The sequence below is a fragment of the Compostibacter hankyongensis genome (genome assembly GCF_039541075.1).
In the GTDB taxonomy this organism is placed as follows: domain Bacteria; phylum Bacteroidota; class Bacteroidia; order Chitinophagales; family Chitinophagaceae; genus Compostibacter; species Compostibacter hankyongensis.
The window spans coordinates 149,265-170,009 of sequence record NZ_BAABFN010000007.1 but is presented as its reverse complement, the minus strand read 5'-3'; the positions used below and the strand labels follow the sequence as shown (position 1 = coordinate 170,009).

General features: G+C 55.3%; 10 protein-coding genes. All 10 read right to left on the bottom strand.

The window, feature by feature from the left end; translation table 11 throughout:
- Nucleotides 1–37: 37 nt before the first annotated feature.
- The 10 genes from ABD851_RS14125 to ABD851_RS14080 all read right to left on the bottom strand — a co-directional run bounded on the left by ABD851_RS14125 (nt 38) and on the right by ABD851_RS14080 (nt 20,733).
- Nucleotides 38–658 (bottom strand): RNA polymerase sigma factor, encoded by a 621-nt coding sequence (locus tag ABD851_RS14125; RefSeq protein ID WP_344980379.1) that lies wholly within the window; start codon nt 656–658, stop codon nt 38–40.
- Between the two features lie 50 nt (nt 659–708).
- Nucleotides 709–1,881, bottom strand: coding sequence for a glycosyltransferase WbsX family protein (locus ABD851_RS14120; protein WP_344980377.1), 1,173 nt, complete (start codon nt 1,879–1,881; stop codon nt 709–711).
- 156 nt (nt 1,882–2,037) lie between these two features.
- Nucleotides 2,038–3,804: a RagB/SusD family nutrient uptake outer membrane protein gene (locus ABD851_RS14115; protein WP_344980375.1), complete on the bottom strand. Its 1,767-nt coding sequence runs from the start codon at nt 3,802–3,804 to the stop codon at nt 2,038–2,040.
- A gap of 17 nt (nt 3,805–3,821) precedes the next feature.
- Nucleotides 3,822–6,926 carry a SusC/RagA family TonB-linked outer membrane protein gene (locus ABD851_RS14110; protein WP_344980374.1) on the bottom strand — a complete coding sequence of 1,035 codons (3,105 nt, stop codon included), beginning with the start codon at nt 6,924–6,926 and terminating at the stop codon, nt 3,822–3,824.
- 129 nt (nt 6,927–7,055) lie between these two features.
- Nucleotides 7,056–8,954 carry a RagB/SusD family nutrient uptake outer membrane protein gene (locus tag ABD851_RS14105; protein ID WP_344980373.1) on the bottom strand — a complete coding sequence of 633 codons (1,899 nt, stop codon included), beginning with the start codon at nt 8,952–8,954 and terminating at the stop codon, nt 7,056–7,058.
- An 18-nt stretch (nt 8,955–8,972) separates the two neighbouring features.
- The gene (locus tag ABD851_RS14100; protein ID WP_344980372.1) at nt 8,973–12,254 is read right to left on the bottom strand and encodes a SusC/RagA family TonB-linked outer membrane protein; all 3,282 of its coding nucleotides are present in this window, start codon (nt 12,252–12,254) and stop codon (nt 8,973–8,975) included.
- Nucleotides 12,255–12,454: 200 nt separating this feature from the next.
- Complete coding sequence (locus ABD851_RS14095) at nt 12,455–14,278, bottom strand: glycoside hydrolase family 71/99 protein (protein WP_344980371.1); 1,824 nt, start codon at nt 14,276–14,278, stop codon at nt 12,455–12,457.
- A gap of 97 nt (nt 14,279–14,375) precedes the next feature.
- Nucleotides 14,376–16,106: a hypothetical protein gene (locus tag ABD851_RS14090; RefSeq protein ID WP_344980370.1), complete on the bottom strand. Its 1,731-nt coding sequence runs from the start codon at nt 16,104–16,106 to the stop codon at nt 14,376–14,378.
- 77 nt (nt 16,107–16,183) lie between these two features.
- A complete protein-coding gene (locus tag ABD851_RS14085) occupies nt 16,184–18,070 on the bottom strand; it encodes a beta-L-arabinofuranosidase domain-containing protein (protein WP_344980368.1) in 1,887 nt (628 codons plus the stop codon).
- 41 nt (nt 18,071–18,111) lie between these two features.
- Nucleotides 18,112–20,733, bottom strand: a complete 2,622-nt coding sequence (locus ABD851_RS14080; RefSeq protein ID WP_344980367.1) for a PQQ-dependent sugar dehydrogenase — start codon at nt 20,731–20,733, stop codon at nt 18,112–18,114.
- Between the last annotated feature and the right edge of the window lie 12 nt (nt 20,734–20,745).

Sequence of the window (20,745 nt, the reverse complement as noted above, 5' to 3'; positions counted from 1 at the left end):
CCGACGTCCGTACTTTAAAAAGGATGAGAAAGGCAGGCTATGTCAGGACAGCAGGCAGGATCAGCAGCGGAAGCAGGCTGGTGAGATAGCCGGCCGTATCCTTGAGATGTTCGCGCAGCGCGGTCATGGCCCTGCCAATGATCTTATAGGCGGCTTTTACGCTTACGCCCATGATGCCCGCGATATCCGCATATTCAAGCCCGGCATAAAAGCGGAGAAAGATGCCTTCTTTCTGGCGTGGGGTGAGCTGGTCCAATGCCCGGGAGATACGGACCTTCCTTTTCAGATCTCCGTCGTCAGCGTCCATTTCCGCCGGATCATAATGCATCTCAAAGGTATACATGCGGGCGGCCCTTTCTTCCCTGCGGTCCGCTTTCATAGTACGGTCAAGCCCGTTCAGTATAAGGTTTTTAAGGGCAGTAAACAGGTAAGGCTCTACGGCTGTGGTGACTGCAAGGTTGTCCCGGTTGGCCCACAATTTTATAAAGAGGTCCTGAATACAATCCCGGGTCAGTTCCCTGTCCCGGCAAAAACGGATGCCGTATTCATACAGACGGTCAAAGCAGGACCGGTACAAGACGGCCAGCGCATCCTGATCGCCGTTCAGGACAGCCTCCCAGATCAGGGGATCACCGGCTTTGTATACTTTGAGCGGCATGGAGAGATCGCATTCGTCAATACATCGGCAGGGCTATGTAGGAATGCCCTTTACGGAGCAAAAACGGACTTCACCGCATCCAGGTAACCCATCTTAAAAGTGGTATCCGGCTCCAGGTAGCTGCCTTCCGACCATTCGTTCCAGGCATTGACAGTGATCAGCTTCGGCTGCTCCGGATGCTGATCCGCATAGTCCCGGGCCTTGCGCAGGTAACGTTCAAATTTTTCAGGGGTGGGGTTGCTGATATAACCGGTGCGGGGAATAAACCGCGGATTAGCATCCCAGCTGACCGTTACATTGGGGAAATAAGGTATGGAAAAAGAGCTGTCAAAGCTCTTCCACATATCCGTGGAAGCGGTCGCCCATTTGTCATAATCCCCTTCCGGGTTCTGCAGGTGTGCCCAGCAATAGTTGGTCAGGCTGTTAAACCCGAAATATTTCAGCACATGATCCTGGGTGCCTGTCTTATCGGCAGGAACGCCTTCAATATCTTTGGGCAGCGCGGACCACAGGATGGCCTGGAGGTGCAGGCCGGGAAATCCGGCCGCTACCGTCTTCTCCCGGAAATAGTCCAGCGCTTCTTTTGCCGCCTCCGGGCTGCCAAAGCCTTTTATAAAATTATTGAGCTCATAGATGCAGAAAACCGGCTTCCCGTCTATTTTATAATAGGACGGATTTTTAAAATACCGGCTGATGACGCGGTCCACGATGACGTCGAAGGTTTTCCGGTCCACGCTTCCCTTCCAGTACAGCTGGTTCTTGTCCGGGTTCTTCGGGTCCCAGTAAGAAGTAGCATCATGATTGGCCCACATGATGTAAAACTGCATCCTGTCATGATTGGCCTTTAAAAAGCCGTTGTCGATACAGTCTTCCAGCAGGGGCTGGTTATCATACCAGTACCAGTCGAAGATAAACACGTTCACACCGTGACTCACCGCCGCATCGATCTTCTTGTCCATGACGGCGGGATCGGCTTCGTCGGTATATCCCCACAGCGGCACTTTGGGCTGCTGATGCCCAGGCTCTTTGGGCCGGGCATTGTAGATCACCTGCCACTCTCCTTTTTTATCCGGGAAAATATGTTCCAGCCTGGGCTCATAGTGGTAAGCCGGCCAGTAAAAGGCGGCGACATCATAAGCCTGTTTTTGGCTACCGCCTTGCTGGCAGGATTGCGATACAAACAGTAAAAAACACAGGACCAAGCCTCCGAAAAGCCGTTTCATACGCATTTTGTCTTATTCAGCATAACAGAAAAGCGTCAAACTACGGCAAGCCTCGCATATCCTCATCCTGCGCTGTCCTGCTCCGGACCGTACCGGCAGTCAGGATAACGGTCCTGAGGAGTGCGCTGTTTACGGAAGGGCGGCAGGACACTCCGTCTAATCCAGCCATCCGGGATTCTGCCAGTCCTCACCGGTAAGACCGATCACCTTATTCACCTCGTCCTGGTCGATGGGGTAAAGCAGGTATTTGTCTGCCGCGCTGGCCCGGTTGCTGAACTTAAAGCGGGTATATTTCAGCTCCGATCCGTCTTTGGTGATCCGCATGCCGGTCACGAGTTTATCCGTTGTACCGAGGATCTTCCAGCGGCGCACGTCAAAAAACCGCTGTCCTTCAAAGGCAAATTCCACGCGGCGTTCGTTGCGGTATTTCTTTTCAAAGGCCGCCCGGGTCATGCCGGAAGGGAAAGGCGGCATGCCTGCCCTGGCCCTGACCGCATCCACCGCCTGTTTGGCCGTCATGGACCAGCCGTCGATAGTCACGGGGACATCCGGACCGGCCGACTGGTAAGCGCATTCGGCAAAATTCAGGTACAGCTCGGCCAGGCGGAACAGTCTTATGGCGCCGTCCGCATTATTGTTCTGTCCCGATTTATAATTGTTGAATTTCCGGAGGTAGTAACCGGTACGGGTATGGGTAAGGTTGGTAGCCGACTGGGCCTCCGCTCCGCCGGCATAGGTCTCCACCTTTTTCCCGGAGGGCTGATCCAGGTTGCGTACGGCGCCGTTATAATAGATGGAAGCATAAAACCGGGGATCGCGGCCGGCATAGGGATCATTCTTATCATAACCTGACGCGGCGTTGATGACCGGCTCCAGATGGTTGCCGTCGCTATAGCCGCTAACAGGGGCTTCCCCGTTAGCCATCTCATAGCTGTCCACCAGCTCCTGCGTGGGACAGGGTCCTGCCTTGATCATGCCGGGGTTGGTAGGCAGGCCGGCGTCTCTCCATATCTGCATCTGTGCACCAGCCTGGTAGATGGTTTCCTTATCCACCGCGCGCTGGTCGTTTGAGCTGGTAAAGAAATAGAGCGCATAGGCATTCTGGGCCACATCGCCCGCAGGCACCTCGTCAAAAAGCTTGTAGTCGTTGGCCAGGCATTGCCGTAAAGCTTCCCCGGTGATCTGCGCAGCGTCGGCCCAGCTGTAGGTACCGTCGGACCAGAGCGGGCTGGCGGCATAGGTTACCGCCTCGGACATGATGGCGTAAGCCACTGCACGTGTCATGATGCCGAACTGGTTGTCGTAGATATTCCAGGAAAAACCCAGCTGCGTATTGGGAACTTTCAGGGCCGTATCGCAATCCGCGAGGATAAACTTCACCACCTCGGAAAAAGAAGCCCGTTTATCCTGGGAAAAATCATGATCCAGCCCGAGAGGCTGATCAAAAATCGGCACGCCTCCGTAACGCTTGATCAGTTGCAGGTAATACAGCGCCCGCAGCGCATGGGCCTGCGCCACCCATCCGGCCTTTTCTTCGTCAGAAACCAGCAGCGTGGCAGTTCTGATGTTCTGAATAAAATTATTGCATTTATAGATACCCTGGTATAACGTTGTCCAGGGATTGCCGTCCGCCGAATTTTCAGCATAATTGGTGGAGGTTACGCTTCCGCTATACCATGCGGCAAACTTTGAGCCGGCAGTGACGTCATCCGCATCTTCCGCCTCATCCGTGAAAGAAGCGCGGTCTATGGTCGGCGCCGGACAATATCCGTAACAGGAATTGAGATAACCCCTTGTCCGGTTATAATCGCTGAAAACCTGGTCCAGCGATATGCGTCCGTCGCTGGGCAGGTCCAGCTGCTTGTTACAGGAGAACAGCCCCAGGACAAGCAGGGAGCCGATGATGATTTTATACTTTTTCATTCGTAAATATTTTTATGTCAGAAGGTTACATTGACGCCTATGTTATAAACCCGGTAAACGGGAAACGACAGGTATCCCCCGCCTTCCGGTCCGAAATCCTTTGACTTCATTTTATCCCACGTAACCAGGTTCTGTCCGCTGAGCAGCACCCTGATCTGATCCATCGATATTTTTTTCGACAGGGAAGCCGGCAGCGTATAGGCGAGCTCTACATTTTTCAGCCGCAGATAAGCCCGGTTATAATTGACAAAATCACTCAGCTCCTGGCTGACGCTTTTGTTGAGGGAAAGCGCGGGCCAGGTGATCTTCTCGTGGTTCGCATACCGCTCCGCCGTCCAGGCATGGGCATGCAGCGCTCCGAAGACGCCGTCGTAATCGGTTTCCCAGATACCGGTACCGTTCATCATGGTGGAATAATCCCCTACGCCCTGGAACAGCACATTGAGCTCAAACGCATGGTAAGTAACGCCTGCAGACATGGAATACACCACGCGGGGCAGCAGGCCCGTTCCTACGGGAGCCTGGTCGCGTTCATCAATAATTCCGTCGTTATTCAGGTCCCGGTATCGGAGGTCGCCCAGCCGGGGCTGCCCGAAACTGTAAGCGGGACTGTTGTCCAGCTCCGCCTTTGTATTAAAAAAGCCATTCCCGTTGCTGTAGTCGACGAGGTAGCCGAACTGCTGTCCGTAAGCATATCCCTCCCTCCACTTTTTATAGGTATAATCCTCCGTTTTCGGAGGCTCATTGACATCCAGAACGGTATTCCTGGCATAGCTCAGCATCCCTCCTACAGAAAAGCTCAGGTTCCGGCTAAGAACTTTGTCATAAGTGACGGAGATCTCATAACCCTTGTTTTCAAAGGCGCCGGTATTGGTTCCCGGATAATCCTCCAGAGGAATACCCTGGTAAGCGGGAATAGCGGAAGAATCCTCTACGATCATGTTGTCCATCCGCTCCCGGAACACATCCACGGAAACGGACAGCGCGTTGAACAATCCGATATCGATCCCGAAATTCATTTTCTTCGATACTTCGGCCTGGATACCGGGATTGCCTTTCAGTCCCTCGTCGATATAGTATTGCAGATAAGCCAGTGGTCCGCCGCGCGTTACCCGGATATCATCGAGATAAGCAAAACGCGCCAGGTCGCTCCGGTCATTGGCCGTTTTCCCGTAGGAAGCCCTGAGCTTGAGATTGCTGAGCCAGCTTACTCCTTTCAGAAAAGTTTCGTTGCTGAGCACCCAGGCCGCCGACACGGCGGGAGTGGCTATAAACCGCTTATCCCGGGCATACTGCTCAGAACCGGAATAGCCGACATCCAGCTTTACAAAATACCGGCCGTCGTATCCGTAAGTGCCTTCCAGCCCTGAGCTCAGCCGGTTATACGGCAGCAGCAGCGGGGAGGATACATCGGCCTTGGTCAGGTTCTGGTAAAAGGCATAGGCCATACCACTCACCTGATGTCGGCCGAAGGTACGGTTGTAATTCAGCCGGGCATTATAGCTGAGGTGATAGTAATAAGAATGGCTTTTGCTGTAGGCCAGCGGCGTATTGGTCTCTCCGCCCTTTTTCACAAAATCCAGCGTCTCCAGGTCGTCCGTTCTCGTCCAGCGCTCATAATCCTGCGTGGTGGACAGGCTGCCTACCGAGTTGGTCTGATAGGCAAACACGCCGCTCAGGCTCAGCCCTTTGGTCAGAAAGCCCATATCCAGGTCCAGCCCGAACTGGGAGCTGATATTGGTTACAGTATGACGGACATAACCGGTCCGGTTCAGCATCCCGTAGGTGGGGTCGTTCACCTGCTGGGTAGTGAGCACCTGTCCGCCCGGATCGGCGATGCCGCCCGTATCGTCCAGTACGGGCGGGGTAACGGGACCGTACATATTGGACGGTATCTTGAAGATGCTGCCGTACACGTCCTCGTTGCTTTTCCCGGGCGTACGCTCCCGCTTGATGTTGCCGCTGAGCCGCACATAGGCCTTCAGGTAACGGTTGATGTTCATGTCCACATTGGAGCGGTAGTTTACCCAAACGTCGTTTGCATTCGGGTTGTAACGGGTCTGGTCGGTTTTGAACTGCCCGCCCTGATGCATGATATTGAGGTTGGAAAAATACTGTATCCGGTCGTCGCCGCCTGTAACGTTAACCCCCACGCGTTGCATAACGGCAAAGTCCTTCATATAGCGGTCATACCAGTTGTTGTTCGGATAGCTCGGATCGTTTCCGGAGCGGTATTTTTCAATCTGTTCATCGGTAAAGAACGGCGTTTCCCCGTCGTTTATCGCAGCCTGGTTCCGCATTGTAGCATAATCAGCTGCGCTGTAAAAGGCAGGACGGGTGGTGACCTGCTGCAGAGACTGATCAAACCGCGCCGATACCTGCAGCTTTCCTTTCCGGCCGCGCTTGGTTTTTACTACGATTACCCCGTTCGCCCCTTCTATCCCGTAAAGCGCTTCTGTGGATGCATCCTTCAGCAGGGTAATGGATTCGATCTCGTTGGGAGAAATATATTCCAGGCTTTGGTTGCTGTTATAGGCGTTGACGATGCCGTCGATCACCACCAGGGGGCCGTTGTCCCGGGCGGCGGAAAGTCCCCTGATATAGAGATTGGTGGTGGCGCGCGATAATTCGGAATAAACCTCCTGGGTGGTCAGGCCCGGCAGGCGGCCGGGCAGGGTTTGTGTAAAGTTAGCTACAGGAGCGCGCTCCAGCTCTTCTCCGCTTACCGTCGCCACGGCGCCGGATACTTCGTTACGCAGCTGGGTGGTATAACCGAGATCGACCACCTCGTCTTTTTTATGCACATCCCGTTCGAGGCTGATGTTGATCTCTTTCCGGTCGCCGATGGCTGTTTTATGAATAAGGTATCCCCGCTTTGAGAAGATCAGCACATCGCTCCCGTCGTCGAGCGTAAGCGTATAGGCTCCACCGGCATCGGTGGAAGTACCGTTCCTTCCGTTACCCGAATTGACCAGTACACCCAGCAACGGTTTCCCGAACGGGTCGCTGACCACCCCCTGTATGGCGGCAGAAGAATCCTGCGCCCTGACCGACAAAGGCAGGCATCCTATCATAGCCAGGATCAGCAGCATGGTGATGTTAAGGATAGAAATATGTTTCATCTGTCAATATTTCGTTTTTTAATGGTCAGATGGAACCTCGTATAAATTAACATGCCTCTTGAAGTGATAGGCATTATCATGCTCGGTTTCATCTGTTTTATCATTATCAGTCATGAATAGTTGTATCGATCACCATCCGGGATTTTGCCAGTTCTCCCCGGTAATGGACATCATGCGGTTGGCCTCGTTGAGCGGTATGGGCAGCCAGAGGAACTTGCTGGTATAACATTTCCGTTCGGTGGAGCGGACCACCCGGCGGCCATAAGTATAGCTTCCGTCGGCATTGCGTTTGATCTCCGCCCCGGTGATCCAGCGATCCGTCGCTGCAAGGTCCTCGCCCGGCTTGGACCAGCGCCGCACATCGAAGTACCGGTTCTCCTCCATGGCCAGCTCCACCCTGCGCTCATGATGGACCCGCAGGATCAGCTCATCCTGGGCGAGACCCGTGGGCAGATCCGGCATGCCTGCCCTTTCCCTGATCTCGTTAACCGCTGCGGCGGCTTCGGCCAGATGGCCGGCTTCGGCAGCCGCCTCCGCAAAATCCAGGATCACTTCTCCGAGGCGGAAATATTTCCAGTAGGCTCCGGCTACCGGGTTGTCGTTGCCGGAATTGGGATGCAGGAACTTTCGTTCATAATAGCCGGTACGGGTAGCCTTCCGCGTGCTGGCGTCAATGCCGGTCTGCGGCTCTCCCACATACGTAGCGATGATACGGGTCCGGTTGCCGATGCCGGCGGGATAGTTCTCATGCGACTCGGGCACTTCCGCAAATCCCCAGAGGCATTTCCGTTTGGAGCCGTTGTAATAGATGGAGGCATAGAAACGCGGATCACGGTTGGCATAAGGATCTTGCGGATCGTACAGGGTGTTCTTGGGATTGTAATTCGGCTGCAGATGCTTATCGTCCAGATAAGGCTTTTTCAGGTCGAGAATCGGCTGCCCGTCGATCGTTTCATAGGCGTCCACCAGCTCCTGCGAGGGACAGGTGCCGGATTTGTAGCCGTCCTGCGCGCCGATACCGTCGATATCCCATATATTCCCCTGACCACCCCGGCTCTGGAAGATGGTCTCCTTATCCACCGGGTTGGAAGAATATTGCATGGACTGCGTGAAGTATTCATTATACAGGGCGGCATATTGGTTCTTGTCCGGCCCGATAAAGGCAATATCCGAAAGATAGGTCTGCGGGAAGTTCACCTTGTTGTACAGGGCATATCCGTGGCTCCGCAAGTTGGCCAGGGAGGTCTTGTTCACCTGGTAGGCCTCTTCCCAGAGATCCTTACCCGCATTGTTCAGCGGGCTGGCTGCGAACAGGATCATCTTCGACTTAATGGCTTCGGCCAGGGCCTTTGTCACGCGACCGCCTTCATTCGCCACGGTTATCCTCCAGGGCAAATCGGGACTGGCCAGGGCTGAATCGCAGTCTTCCGTGATGAACTGTACCACTTCATAATAGGTGGCTTTCTTTTCTCCGGAAAAATCATCCGTAAAATTATAGGGTTCACGTTCTATGGGCAGCACGGCCCCAAACCATTTCAGCAGCTCGGAATAGTAGTAGGCCCTTAGCAGATGCGCTTCCGCCTTCCAGCGGCTGCGGTCGCTTTCGCTGTTCACCGTGGCCTCATCAATCCGGCTGAGGAAATAGGTGCAGTTGCGGATGGCGTTCCAGTACCGGGCCCAGTAATCCCCGTTCCCGGCGTCGGCGCTTATATTGGTGGCGGGGTGGTTCCCTGCGGAAGCATCCCCGTTGTACATACGGCCGGACATCAGCGAGGGTTCGGCTTCCGCATCGGTATCCCAGGCCTCGTCGCTCCATTCCACCGGCCCCCGGCACCAGAAATAATACCTTACCCCTTTATCGGGAATATTGGTATAGCAGGTGTTCAGAAACGCACTCACCTTATCGTTATCTGCAAAGACCTGGTCCAGCGTCAGCTTACCGTCAGGCGCCATATCCAGGGCCTTTTTACAGGAGCCCAGCAGGCCCAGCGCTATAAGGACCAATAAGGTAATATATCCTCTTTTCATGGTTGATCAGTTTGAAAATTATAAGGTGATGTTGACCCCGAAATTGGTCATCTTGGTCACGGGATAACCGATAGGGTCGCTGTTCTCCGGATCCAGGTGGTTCATCCGCAGCTTATCCCAGGTAAAAAGGTTCTGTCCGCTGATGTAAAACCGGATCTGCTGTACCCCGTATTTCTTCAGGACGCCGGCGGGAAGCGTATAGGCCAGCTCGATATCCTTCAGCCGGATAAACGAACGGTCCATGATAAAGAAATCGTTGGCCCGGTGATTGGTCGTCGTATGCGTGCTCAGGGCCGGGTAGGTGATCTTTTCATGGTTTTCATACCGTTCCTGGGTCCAGGCGTTTTTCTGGTAGCTGAAGTAGGTGCCGTTCTTGATGTTTTCATATACCCCCTGATCCGCATAGTTGGTGGAATAACGGCCTACGCCCTGGAAGAAAGGTGTCAGGCTGAACCCTTTGTACTGCACAGAAAAAGAAAGACCATAGATGATGCCGGGGATGCTCGAGTATTTGATCGGCGCCTGGTCCTTGTCGTCGATCACGCCGTCTTTATTCAGGTCCACGTACTTAAAGTCGCCCAGCCGTGGAGCCCCGAAGCTGTAGGTGGTATGGGACAGGTAGTCATCCAGCTCCTGCTGCGTGTTGAAGTAGCCGTTCCCGTTGCTGTAATCGATCTTATACCCCCAGGCCTGCCCGATGGGGAAGCCGGTGGTCCGGTACCGGTAGGCATAGGTCTCATCCCGCTGCGGCTCGTCCACAAATTCCACGATGTTATGGTTGTAGCCATAGTTGCCCCGCACGGTTATGGCCAGGTCCTTGGAGATGGTCTTGTTATAGGTCAGCTCGATCTCATAACCCTGGTTTTTCACCCGTCCCATATTGACCTTGGGAATATTGCCCAGCGGCACCCCCTGGAATTCCGGTACGGTGCCCCGGGTGATGAGGATATCGGTACGGTGCTCCAGATAGTAGTCGAACGAGAGGCTCAGGTCGGAGAAAAGCCCGATATCGATACCGTAATTCTGCTTTTCGGAAAGCTCCCAGGTGATATCGGGATTGCCTAAGAGTCCCATATTAACATACTGACCCAATCCCAGACTGGAAAAGGGAGCGGGAACGCCAAGGGTAATATCGCTCTGATAAAGGAAGCGCGGGCTCGTCTCCCTTGTTGCGCCCAGAATATCATTGCCCACCTTCCCGTAGGAGGCCCTCAGCTTCAGGTTGGTCAGCGTCCGGTTGCCTTTCAGAAAGGCCTCGTTGCTGATCACCCAGCCGGCGGATACGGCGGGAAAAAACCCGAACCGGCGGCTGGGGGCAAACTGCTCGGAACCGTTATACCCCATATCCACTTCGGCCAGATAACGATTGTCATAGGCATAGGTAAAGCGGGAAGCCAGCCCGACCACATTAAACGGCAACTCCCCTCCGGTAGATTCCCAGTTATCGCGCTGCGCCAGCAGCATTCCGCCCACGTCATGTTTTCCAAAAGAGCGGTTATAGTTGAGCGAAGCCTGCAGGTTGATGTTATAACGGGAATCGGCGCCTTTCACCAGGGCCAGCAGGTCTTCGTCGGCCCGCTTTACCGCGTAATTCAGGGTGTTGGTTGCCGGATCGACATTGGCCAGATAAAGTCTTTCGGATTTCCTGCCCTGGGTGGCGGTAGTGGCCTTGGAATCATAGGAGATCATTCCTTTTAGGCTCAGCCCCTTGGTCACCGTATTACCGAGATCCCATTCCATCCCCAGCGAAGTATTGAGGTTGGATCGTACCTCATTCCGGTAGCCCATCCGGTTCATGATCTCGAAGGCCGAACGGTCCAGATAGCCCGGATCCACGATCTGCCCCGCTTCAATGCCGTAACCCGGCAGGGTGGTCGGACCGGGCGTGATCGGCAGGATGGTCTGCGCCTGGTAGAGCAGATCCCGCATCATCCAGTTGGTATCGTCGCCATACAGCCATGCAGCGGGCATGTTCACTTTTTCGATATAGCTGCCGATATTCAGAAAGGCTTTAAAAGAGCTGCTGATGTTATAGTCCAGGTTGGCCCTGAAATTATAACGGTCCATCCAGGACGAGGGATCATAGCCCAGGTTCGATTCGGGTTCGGTTTTCAGGTTGCCGCCCTGGTGCAGGTAAACGGCGTTTACAAAATAGGCTACCTTGGCGGTACCCCCGCTGGCGCCCAGGTTAACCCGCGTCTGCGGAGAATAACGAGCAATATATTCGCGGTAATAATCGTGATCCGGGTACATGTATTTCCGGAGCGCGGCCTGCTGGGCATAATCCGGGTCCGAAGGATCCAGGCCGGCCAGGGGGTTCGCATAGCGGTCCATCACTTCCTGGCTGAACGGCGGTTCGGCGATGCCGTCGTTGGCCGCCGCTTCGTTTCTCAGCTTCATATATTCAAGGGAATGCAGCCGTTCGGGTTCACGGGTAAAGGAAGAGAAGCTCTGCTCTACATTGATGTTCAGCTGGGTCTTTCCGGCAGAGCCGCGTTTGGTAGTGATGAGGATCACCCCGTTGGCCCCGCGGACGCCAAATACCGCCGTGGCCGAAGCGTCTTTCAGTACGGAAACGGAAGCCACTTCATTGGGATCCAGCGTCCGGATATTGTCCCGCGGCACCCCGTCGATCAGGATCAGCGGCGCGGTACCGTTGGTGGTGGCGGCGCCGCGGAGATACATGGTGGCGTCGTCGCGACCGGGCTGTCCGCCTGCCGACTGTATGGAAGTAAGACCGGACAATCTCCCCGCCAGTGCATTGGCGAGACTGGCCGAAGAGCTCTGCCGGAGCTGATCGGTATTTACGGAAGATACCGCACCGGTGACCGTCACCTTCTTCTGCTGCCCGTACGCCACCACCACTACTTCGTTGAGGCTGCCGCTCAGCGCATCCAGGGTGATGGCCAGGTCGGAGGTCTTGCCGACACGGAGCACCTGGGTTTCATATCCGATGTAGGAGATCACGAGGGAGTCTTCCGGTTCCGCAGCCAGCGCAAACTTCCCATCCGGATCGGTCACCACGCCGACGGATTTTCCTTTTACCTGTATCGTTACGCCGGCCAGGGGACTGCCGGTTTTGTCCTTTACTATACCCTTCACCGGCACAGGATCTTCCGGCATTATCTTTCCGGCAACAGGATAAGGCAGGGCGCCTAACGGGGAAGACCATACGCCGGATATCGCGGCCGCCCTGTCCCCGGGATCAGAAAAAGCATGGGCCCGGAGGTTGAGGGGTATGGCGCCAAGAAACAGCAGTATTGCTCCATACCACCTTATAGGTCGTAAAGTGTGTGTCATAAAAAGGCACAATTTTTAAATGAACGGAATCTTGATGATCAGTTTTCTGTCAGCGACATAATTGTTCTCGTTTCTGAAACAGGCAAAAGCCAGGGAACCTTTTAGGTTACGGATAGGAAGGGTAAAATTATACATCCCCGTGGTACGTCCATCCTGTACTGTGCTGCCCGGCAGCAAAAAGATTGTTCCATCGGCAGATCTTACTCCGCGGCAAAATGATAATTAAACCTGCCGGCGGGCGCCGCATCTCCGTTTACCCAAAAGTCCATGATGTCAGGCCGCTGCATATTATCCGACCACTTGAATTCGATGTCGACGGCCCCGGTAATACCCAGCATTTTTTTGGGGACCTTCAGTTCCAGCTTATTTCCTTTTACCGCAAAATCAACCTCGCCGGCGGCAGACCAGCTTCCGCCAGCCCCGCTCTTTTCCACATAGGCCTTCCTGCCGGGACTGCGCCGGTTGACCACATAATCATATCCTTCCCAGCCGGTCTTTTTGTTGCGGTCCGTATCTATAAAAAGCCGCATCCATGCGGGGTCCGTAGCAGGCGTTAAGGCGCCGGCCGTCTCCACATAGAAATAGAGGAAATCCCGGTCGCGCGCTACCCGGGCGCCCACAATATCGTTGCGGCCCGTTGTATTGGAATAATGGTATCCTTTCCACCCCGCGCTGTTGCGGTGAAGCGTATTGCCTTTATGAGCGCGGTACTCCGGTCTTACCTTCTCCCATTCCGCAAAGTTGCCGTCTATCGCGATCGTCTGCGGGGAGGAAGCGGAAGGTTCGGGCGGCACGCCTTTGAAGCGGCGGATATTGGCCACCATCTGGTAGTAATAATCATCGCCGTGTCCGCCTTTCATCGGTTCCACATCGCGGCTGAATCCTTCGTTAAACTCATCCGGGAAGGCATTCGCCTGCTGCTGCCACATTTTGTACCGGCCGGCAATCCACTCGTTCCAGCCGGTGATAAAGATAAACTCGGGATCCAGCTGCAGGGCCCGCTCCCATTGCTCCTGAAAGTTATAGCCGTGATTAACGGCGCCGGGGGTACGTATTTCTCCGTGCGCATGGGTATAGCTTCTCCCGAAGGCGCCCGGGGCATTCATGGCCGTAAGTCCCCGTTCGGCCGACCAGTTCTGGGCCACGCCTACCGTCACCTGCTCAAAGCCGCCGCCCGGATTTTTCACATAGCCGTGCTGCGGGTAAATCTCCAGCCAGCCCCAGTCGTCTGCGCGCTGCGGCCCCTTGTTGTACGCCGGCTGCCCGGGGCGAAACGTAAAGAAGTTGCGGATGTCGCGGTGCAGCTGCGTGGCGGCTTCATCGCCGGGGACCGGTTTCAGCAACTCGGGATAAGCCATGATTAGCGGTTTCCCTTTCCAGTAAAACCAGAGGTCTTTGTACAACCCGGGCTTATAGAGATCCCGGTACAGCTTCTCCATGGCCTTCAGGCTTTCCGGTTGTCCGAAAAGTCCCATCATAAAGGCGATCTGCGGGGTACGGATGCCGTCCTTACGGGCTTCGCTAAATACTTTGCACAGCTCCATATAGGATTCCTTCCAGGTGATATCTCCGTTGGTACAGTCGAAGATGATGACATCCACGCCGGCATCGGCCAGCATCTCCGCATGCTTCCGCAATACCCAGTGATCGGTGTCCAGGTAATAGCCAAACAAAGGCTCGCCCCAGAAGAAGGGGGAGCTGGTCTTCGGCCAGATGGGATCGTTATAATCCCGGATGGCTTCGGGTTTTTCGGCCAGTATGCGGGACACGTCGTAGGGCGGGTTTTGTCTGCCCGGACGGGTATGCCAGGTCCAGTAAAAGAGTCCTACAAATTTGTCTTTACGCGGAGGGCCCGCCTCCTTATACCCCGGCAGCTTTCTGCCCAGCGCGTCGGTGGCCGGCAGGTTGGCGCTGTAGTTTTCCGGTGTCTGCGAAAAGAGCAGGACCGGACAGCACAACAGGAAGCAAAGCGCCGTCGCCGCCTTACGGAAACGGGAAACAGGGAGATCGTTGTCTTTAAACATATCTTAACCAATTGAAGGGATGACAAGGGAATTTCATTACGGATATCCGCCATACCAAAGGGTGGACAGCTTTTTTCTCCGGGACAGGGGGGTGCGATCACGACCCGGCGGCGATATAATTAAATCTTCCGCCGGGCGCCGCATCCCCGTTTATATACCAGTCCAGCGGGTCGTTGTCGTCCTGCATGTTGTCCGACCATTTGAACTCAAAATTGACCGGTCCGGCAGAGAGTCCTATCGCCTTTCTGGGAAGGATGATCATCATCTCGCGGCCGCGGACGCGGTACCGCACCGTCCCCGTTTTTTTCCAGCGTCCGCCGGTATACCGTTCGAGTATCTTTCCACCTGTTACCCGGTAGTCGTATCCCTTCCAGCCGGTGCCGGCTTTCCGGTCTGTATCCAGGTACAGCCGCATCCAGTTACTTCCGGCAGGGGAAGTGATCTCCGACACGGTGCGGGCATAGCAATAAATGTCTTTGTCGTCCCGCGCTATCTTCATCAGCGCAAGATCGTTCCGGCCGGTGGTGTTGGTATACATAACGGCAGGTTCCACCGGCGTACCGGCATGATGGCGCGGCTGTGTGTCGCCGGTATAATCGTGGTAAGCGGGCGTCACCTTCTCCCAGTCGCCGAAGTTCCGGATCGTAACGGGGGCGCTGAGGGACGGATTGGGCGGCAGACCTTTATACCGCCGGATATTGTTCACCAGCTGCATGTAATAATTGTCCTTCAGCCCGGCGGTGAGGGAAGGTTCGATATCCCGGCTGTATTCCGGGCTGGCCTGATCGCAGAACCAGGAATGTTCCGGGTTGCCGTCATGACTGGAAAATTTTCCGGCGATCCATTCATTCCAGCCGGTGACATAGATGAAAGGGGTCTGCTGCTTTATGGCAAAATCCCATTGCTCCTGGATGTTATATCCATACGGCAGGTCCCTGGCCGGGTTGCCGTGCGAGCCGTTGTGGTAGCTGCGCCCCCAGTTATCCCGGTTGCCGTAGAAGGCGGCTCCGCCCATTCCCGCTTCCACATTGGGGTGCTGCGAAACGGATACGTTTACGATCTCTTTTTCACCCCTGCTGTTGTAATACACTTTCTGGGGACGGGTAAATTCGATCCAGGGCCAGCCGTTCTGCTTCTGCGGCTCGTTCGGCCATTGCGATTCGCGGAAGGTAAAAAAGGAGGCATAGTCCTTCCCGGCTGCTTCCTTGGATATGCCGATAATCAGCGGTTTGCCGTCCAGGTAAAACCAGCAATCCGGATGCCGGTAGGGAGCGCCGGCTTTGTAAAATTCGTTATAGGCCTTCTGCATCGTCTTGCCGGAAGCGGTATTGGTATAAAAGGCGATCTTCGGCGGCTTGCGGCCCTGAGTCCGAACGGCGTCCATGGCACGCATCAGCACATCCGCCTGCCGGGGATAGGTAAGCGTGTTGGTGGCGTCGATCACCAGCAGGTCCACGCCGGCGTCCGTAAGCAGCTGTATGCTTCTGAGCTGTACCCAGTAATCATCAGCTTTGTAATAGCCATAGATGGGCTCGCCCCAGTAATACATTCCGCCGCCGCCCCAGTAAGGGTTATCAAAATCATTGAGCACTTCGGGATGAGCGGAGACGATCTTACTGAGGTCCCAGTACTTCCGCGGGGCTTTGTCCTGCCAGAGAAAATAAAAAACAGCCACCTTCCTGTCCGGCCGGGCATCGCCGACCGAATCATGCTGCAACAGCGTGCGGCCCAGCGCATCGGTGCCGGCCAGGTTCTGCGCAGACCCCGCTTGGAAAAACAGCAGCATAGCCGTAAGGAGGAGCGTGACGCCCGTAAACAATTTCATCATAGGTAAGGGTTCGGATTAAGAATAAGCATTACCCGGCGGCATGTCCGCATCATACAAATACCGGATATCTTTTACGATTATTTTGCTTTCGGCAGCCAGGTACATACCCGCTTGCCGGACCAGCTGTTTACGGAAGCATAATCTACCATCTGAATATAGCCGTTGGCGGTAGGTACGCGGAATTGCAGCCGGGTGCCGGAGAGCGTAGGCGTCACCGGCATCACCTTCACATAACCGCCTTTTGAAAGAATATGAACAGGCTGGTTAAAATCCGGATCTGTATTTTCATCCCTTGCCAGCACAATGGGACCGCTGACGAGCGCCTGGTAATTATCACCCGCCCGGTTGCTGCCGTGCGGGGCGTCTATCAAACGGCAACGCATATCCAGTGTAAGCTCGATCTTGTCTCCGGGTGACCATACGCGTGTGATGTTTTGATAAGTGCCGGGATTGACCTTTTGCTTCCTGCCGTTTACTTTCAGCACGGTCTCTTTGCTCCAGGCAGGGATACGCAGCCTGATACCAAACTGACCGGCTGATTCCGGCGTCACATTTATCACTACCTTACCCGAATGCGGGAAGTCGGTGACGAGGTCCAGCCTGACCTTTTTACCACCCGGAGCGGCGGCTTCGGCCGTGCCGGCATTGTAGAGATTCACCACAGGGCCTTGGGCGGAATTCATGACCGCCACATAAGGGATATAGGCCAATCCCATGGGACCGTTGAGATTACAGCAGGTGACATCCACCCCGTTCACCTTGCCGCCCCAGCCGTGGGTATTGGTCTTGACGCCGTTCAGCAGGTTGACATAGCTGAAGCCGTCGCCCTCGGGCTTCATAGCGCCGATCAGGCCGTTGTATACATACTTTTCGATCTCATCCGCCGCGGAAGGATCACCGGTCAGCCGCAGAATCTGACTGCAAAGCTTCATCCAGGTAACGCCCACACAGGTTTCCATCATTCGCTTGATATCCGGGTTCGTCTGTTCCTTTGCGGTATTATCCCAGGCTTCGCCCATCACCGCAGGATGATAGGGCTGGTCGCCGCCGCCGTTGCCGATCAACGTGATCTCTTCGGTCCTGATCTTTTGATACAGGTTCATGACCGCCTGCTTCCAGCGCTCATTACCCGTGGTCCGGTAATACTCCACTACGCCTTCAAAAAGGGACATCATCTCGTAGGCTTTGGGATAGGGGCCGCCCATCTTATAAGGGTCTTTGTTTTCATACGCCGCCGCTATGATGTTATATCCTTTTGCGCCACCGGTGTTGACGATATACTGTGCAAAATCCAGGTAACGCTTATAGCCGGTGATCTTATACAGGCGCATGATGGGTTCCAGGATGGTGCTGGACTCGATATGGTTCGGACTCCAGCCCTGATCTGTAATGCTGACCTTGGGAGCAGGGCCGATTTGCGCCAGGGTGGCATCCGCCTCGCCGATCATGGCCCGGAGCACGCGCGGGTCTTTGTCCACCAGCGAATAATAGCCTTCCAGCCCCAGCAGTACATACTTCCTTTCCCAAAGATCGCCGCCGGGACCATCCGGTTGCTTGGAAACTACCGACGCGCTGATGCTGCCATTGGGACGGCGTGTGCTGATCAGGTCATTCACGGTGGCCTGCAGCATTTTTTTGAGCTCAGGGTCCTGCGTATACCGGTACAGCATACAACCGGAGCGAACGGCCTTTCCCCACATCTCTCCCTGGGCAAAGAAGTCCCGCCCCTTCCGGAATGTCTCCACGAAGCCGGCATAAGGCACTACGCCTTTGTTCCAGTGCAGCAACGAATTTTCGATATCATTTTGCAGATACCCGTTCAGGTGGACAGCCGCGGCGGGCAGGGGCAGCAATACGTCATGGACCTGTGCATGACCCGCCACCGGTCCCGCAGACAAACAGGCCATCATCAACATCGTCTTCAGCGCAGAAACGGCTGATCCTTTCCGGGGAAATGATCTCATTGTAATAACGTCACTTTTAAAATTCATAAAGACTTTCTCTGTTAAAGCGGGCGCTCCGCATTGTCATCAAACCTTACCCATTTCAGCGAAATGCCGGTAAAGCGGTTTTGCGGGTTGACAAATACAAGATACACATCGTGCACACCCTTCAGCGGAGGCAGGCTCACCGGGAAGAGCGGTTCCGGGTGGCCTTCAAAATGTATTGCACCGATCTGCCGGCCATTCACCGAATCGAGGCGGACGGCTATGCCGCCGCTCCCCCTGGCCGAAAGGACGATGCGGCGTATGCCGGTAAAGTCTACCTGCCGGATCATGGCATGTGAATTATGGATACCGGCGAGGGCGTCGCCGGCAACCTTGGAATCATATATCCGGTCAAAATCCTTTGCTGCGATCAGAGGGCTGCGCAGGACGACCGTGCTCTGCTGCGTCAGCGGACCGATCGGAGCGCCGCCCTTGTCCGTATAGGAGGCCTGCAGGATATAATGTCCCCCGTTCTTTCCGGCGGCATCGCCGGCAGACACAGCGCCCTGCGGGGAGACCTCCTGCACAGCGCCTTTTCCTGCAGCGAGGGAATAAATATATTTCACGATCTCGGTGGTCTGGTCCATATTCAGCTGCGGGTGCGGGCTCATGCTGCTGCTGCCCCAGACCCCGCTTCCGCCTTTCAGTATCTTCTCCGCCAGCCGCGGTATCTCCGATGCTTTCCCGCCGTATTTCGCCGCCACTTCCTCAAAGCTCGGACCGACCGATTTGCGGTTCATCTGATGACAGCTTTTGCAGTCGCTTTCATTCATCAGCACTTCGCCCGGGGAATGCACGGCAGCCCCGTTCAGGCTCAGGCTGCTGCCGGGGGGCAGGTAGCGCAGGGTGGTATGCACATCGGCGGCGCTGATGCCCTTCCCCAGCATCCCGTCCTCCGCATCCGCTACACGCACTGCATAACGGATCGTATCGCGGTAAAAGGAGCGGTTGGGCACGTCTATCGTTACTTCCGGCATGGCGTTCCCCACCTGTATCAGTGTATCCCTGCGGGCGGTGGCGCCGTTAGCATCCTTCACCACCAGCTTAACCGGGTATTTTCCAGGCTGCGCAAAGGTGACGGCGGCATGCGCTCCCTTGCCCAGTATACTGTCTGCGCTGTTCTGCCAGGTATACTCCAGGGCATCGCCATCATAATCTACCGAACTGTCCGCGGAAAAATGAACGGTGAGCGGCGCCTTCCCGAAGGCCTGGTCCGGCTGCATGCGGGCCACCGGCGGACGGTTACCCGAAATATATTCTATCCTGACCAGCTTGGTATCGGTATTATCCCTCCAGGCAGAGCCGAATTCCAGCAGGTAGAGCGCTCCGTCGCGGCCAAACTGCATGAAGATGGGCTTTTTGAAAAGCGTATGGGGCATAAAATCTTCGATGTCGCCCCGCGTGCCATGATCATCCAGGTGAGCCACCTTGATCCAGTTGCGCATCCAGTCGGCGATAAACCAGCAATGATCAAAATAGGCCGGAAACTTCACCTTTGAATCCAGGTCCGGATCGTAGTGATAGATGGGTCCCCCGATGGCGGTACGCCCCCCGGTGCCGAAGGAGGGAAATACATCGGAGGAATCGTAGGGATACCAGATCACTGCAGGCTGCGGGGGCGGCAAGTGATACAGACCGGTATTATTCCGGGAGAAGTTCACCGGATTTGCGGTATCAAACGGGGCGCCGATACGTTCGCCGTCCTCAAAATAAACCCGGTTATAGGGACGGTTGTTGCCGATGAACAGGGGCCATCCGAAATAACCCGCCTTCTTTGCGCAGTTGAACTCATCATATCCCCGCGAGCCCCGCGTGCTGTCTTTGTCGGCATCCGGCCCCACTTCTCCCCAGTACAGGTAATTGGTTTGCGGATCGATGGTGATGCGATAAGGATTCCGGTTTCCCATTACATAGATCTCCGGACGCGTGCTGTCCGTCCCCGGCGGAAAAAGGTTGCCCCTGGGAATGGTGTAGCTGCCGTCCGGCTCGGGGTGGATACGGAGTATCTTGCCCCGGTAATCGTTGGTATTGCCGGCGGAGCGGAGGGCGTCGTTGAAGACATGCCCGGGACGGTCGTCGGTCAGCGCGTAATGCGTAAAGAAAGCGTCGGAATTATCGCCCGTAGCCACATACAGGTTGCCGTCGCGGTCAAAAGCCATGCCGCCGGCGGTATGGCAACAGGTGTTATCATGCCGGAATTCGAGATATCTTTTTTCCGTGGCCGGGTCCAGGGAATCGTCCTGCATGGTAAACCGCGATATGCATTCCATGCGGGCCGTATCTTTTTTAAAATAATGCAGGTAGATAAACCCGTTCTTTTCAAAATGCGGATCCAGCCGCATGCCGGTAATGCCAAACTCCCCGCCGTCGTATGTGGGTAGGAAACCTGCATGCTTCAGCTGCGCTGTCCGCTGATCAAAGATGAGGAGGTCGCCGGACATCTCGGCAATATAGATCCTGTTGGCGGTATCAAAGTCCAGCCCTATGGGATTGGTCAGTCCCTCCGCCAGCACCACTTTCCGGTAACGGTGTTCATCCGGCGACGTCTTTTTACGGACCTGCCGGCAGGCGGTCATGCCCGTCAGTGCAAATACGAGCCATAATACCCGGCGGACAGGGCCGTCAAGAGGACAGTTCATGATATATTGTTT

Coding starts and splice junctions, on each gene's coding strand:
- ABD851_RS14125 (WP_344980379.1), bottom strand. CDS start 658: ATGCCGCTCAAAGTATACAAAGCCGGTGATCCCCTGATCTGGGAGGCT.
- ABD851_RS14120 (WP_344980377.1), bottom strand. CDS start 1,881: ATGAAACGGCTTTTCGGAGGCTTGGTCCTGTGTTTTTTACTGTTTGTA.
- ABD851_RS14115 (WP_344980375.1), bottom strand. CDS start 3,804: ATGAAAAAGTATAAAATCATCATCGGCTCCCTGCTTGTCCTGGGGCTG.
- ABD851_RS14110 (WP_344980374.1), bottom strand. CDS start 6,926: ATGAAACATATTTCTATCCTTAACATCACCATGCTGCTGATCCTGGCT.
- ABD851_RS14105 (WP_344980373.1), bottom strand. CDS start 8,954: ATGAAAAGAGGATATATTACCTTATTGGTCCTTATAGCGCTGGGCCTG.
- ABD851_RS14100 (WP_344980372.1), bottom strand. CDS start 12,254: ATGACACACACTTTACGACCTATAAGGTGGTATGGAGCAATACTGCTG.
- ABD851_RS14095 (WP_344980371.1), bottom strand. CDS start 14,278: ATGTTTAAAGACAACGATCTCCCTGTTTCCCGTTTCCGTAAGGCGGCG.
- ABD851_RS14090 (WP_344980370.1), bottom strand. CDS start 16,106: ATGATGAAATTGTTTACGGGCGTCACGCTCCTCCTTACGGCTATGCTG.
- ABD851_RS14085 (WP_344980368.1), bottom strand. CDS start 18,070: ATGAGATCATTTCCCCGGAAAGGATCAGCCGTTTCTGCGCTGAAGACG.
- ABD851_RS14080 (WP_344980367.1), bottom strand. CDS start 20,733: ATGAACTGTCCTCTTGACGGCCCTGTCCGCCGGGTATTATGGCTCGTA.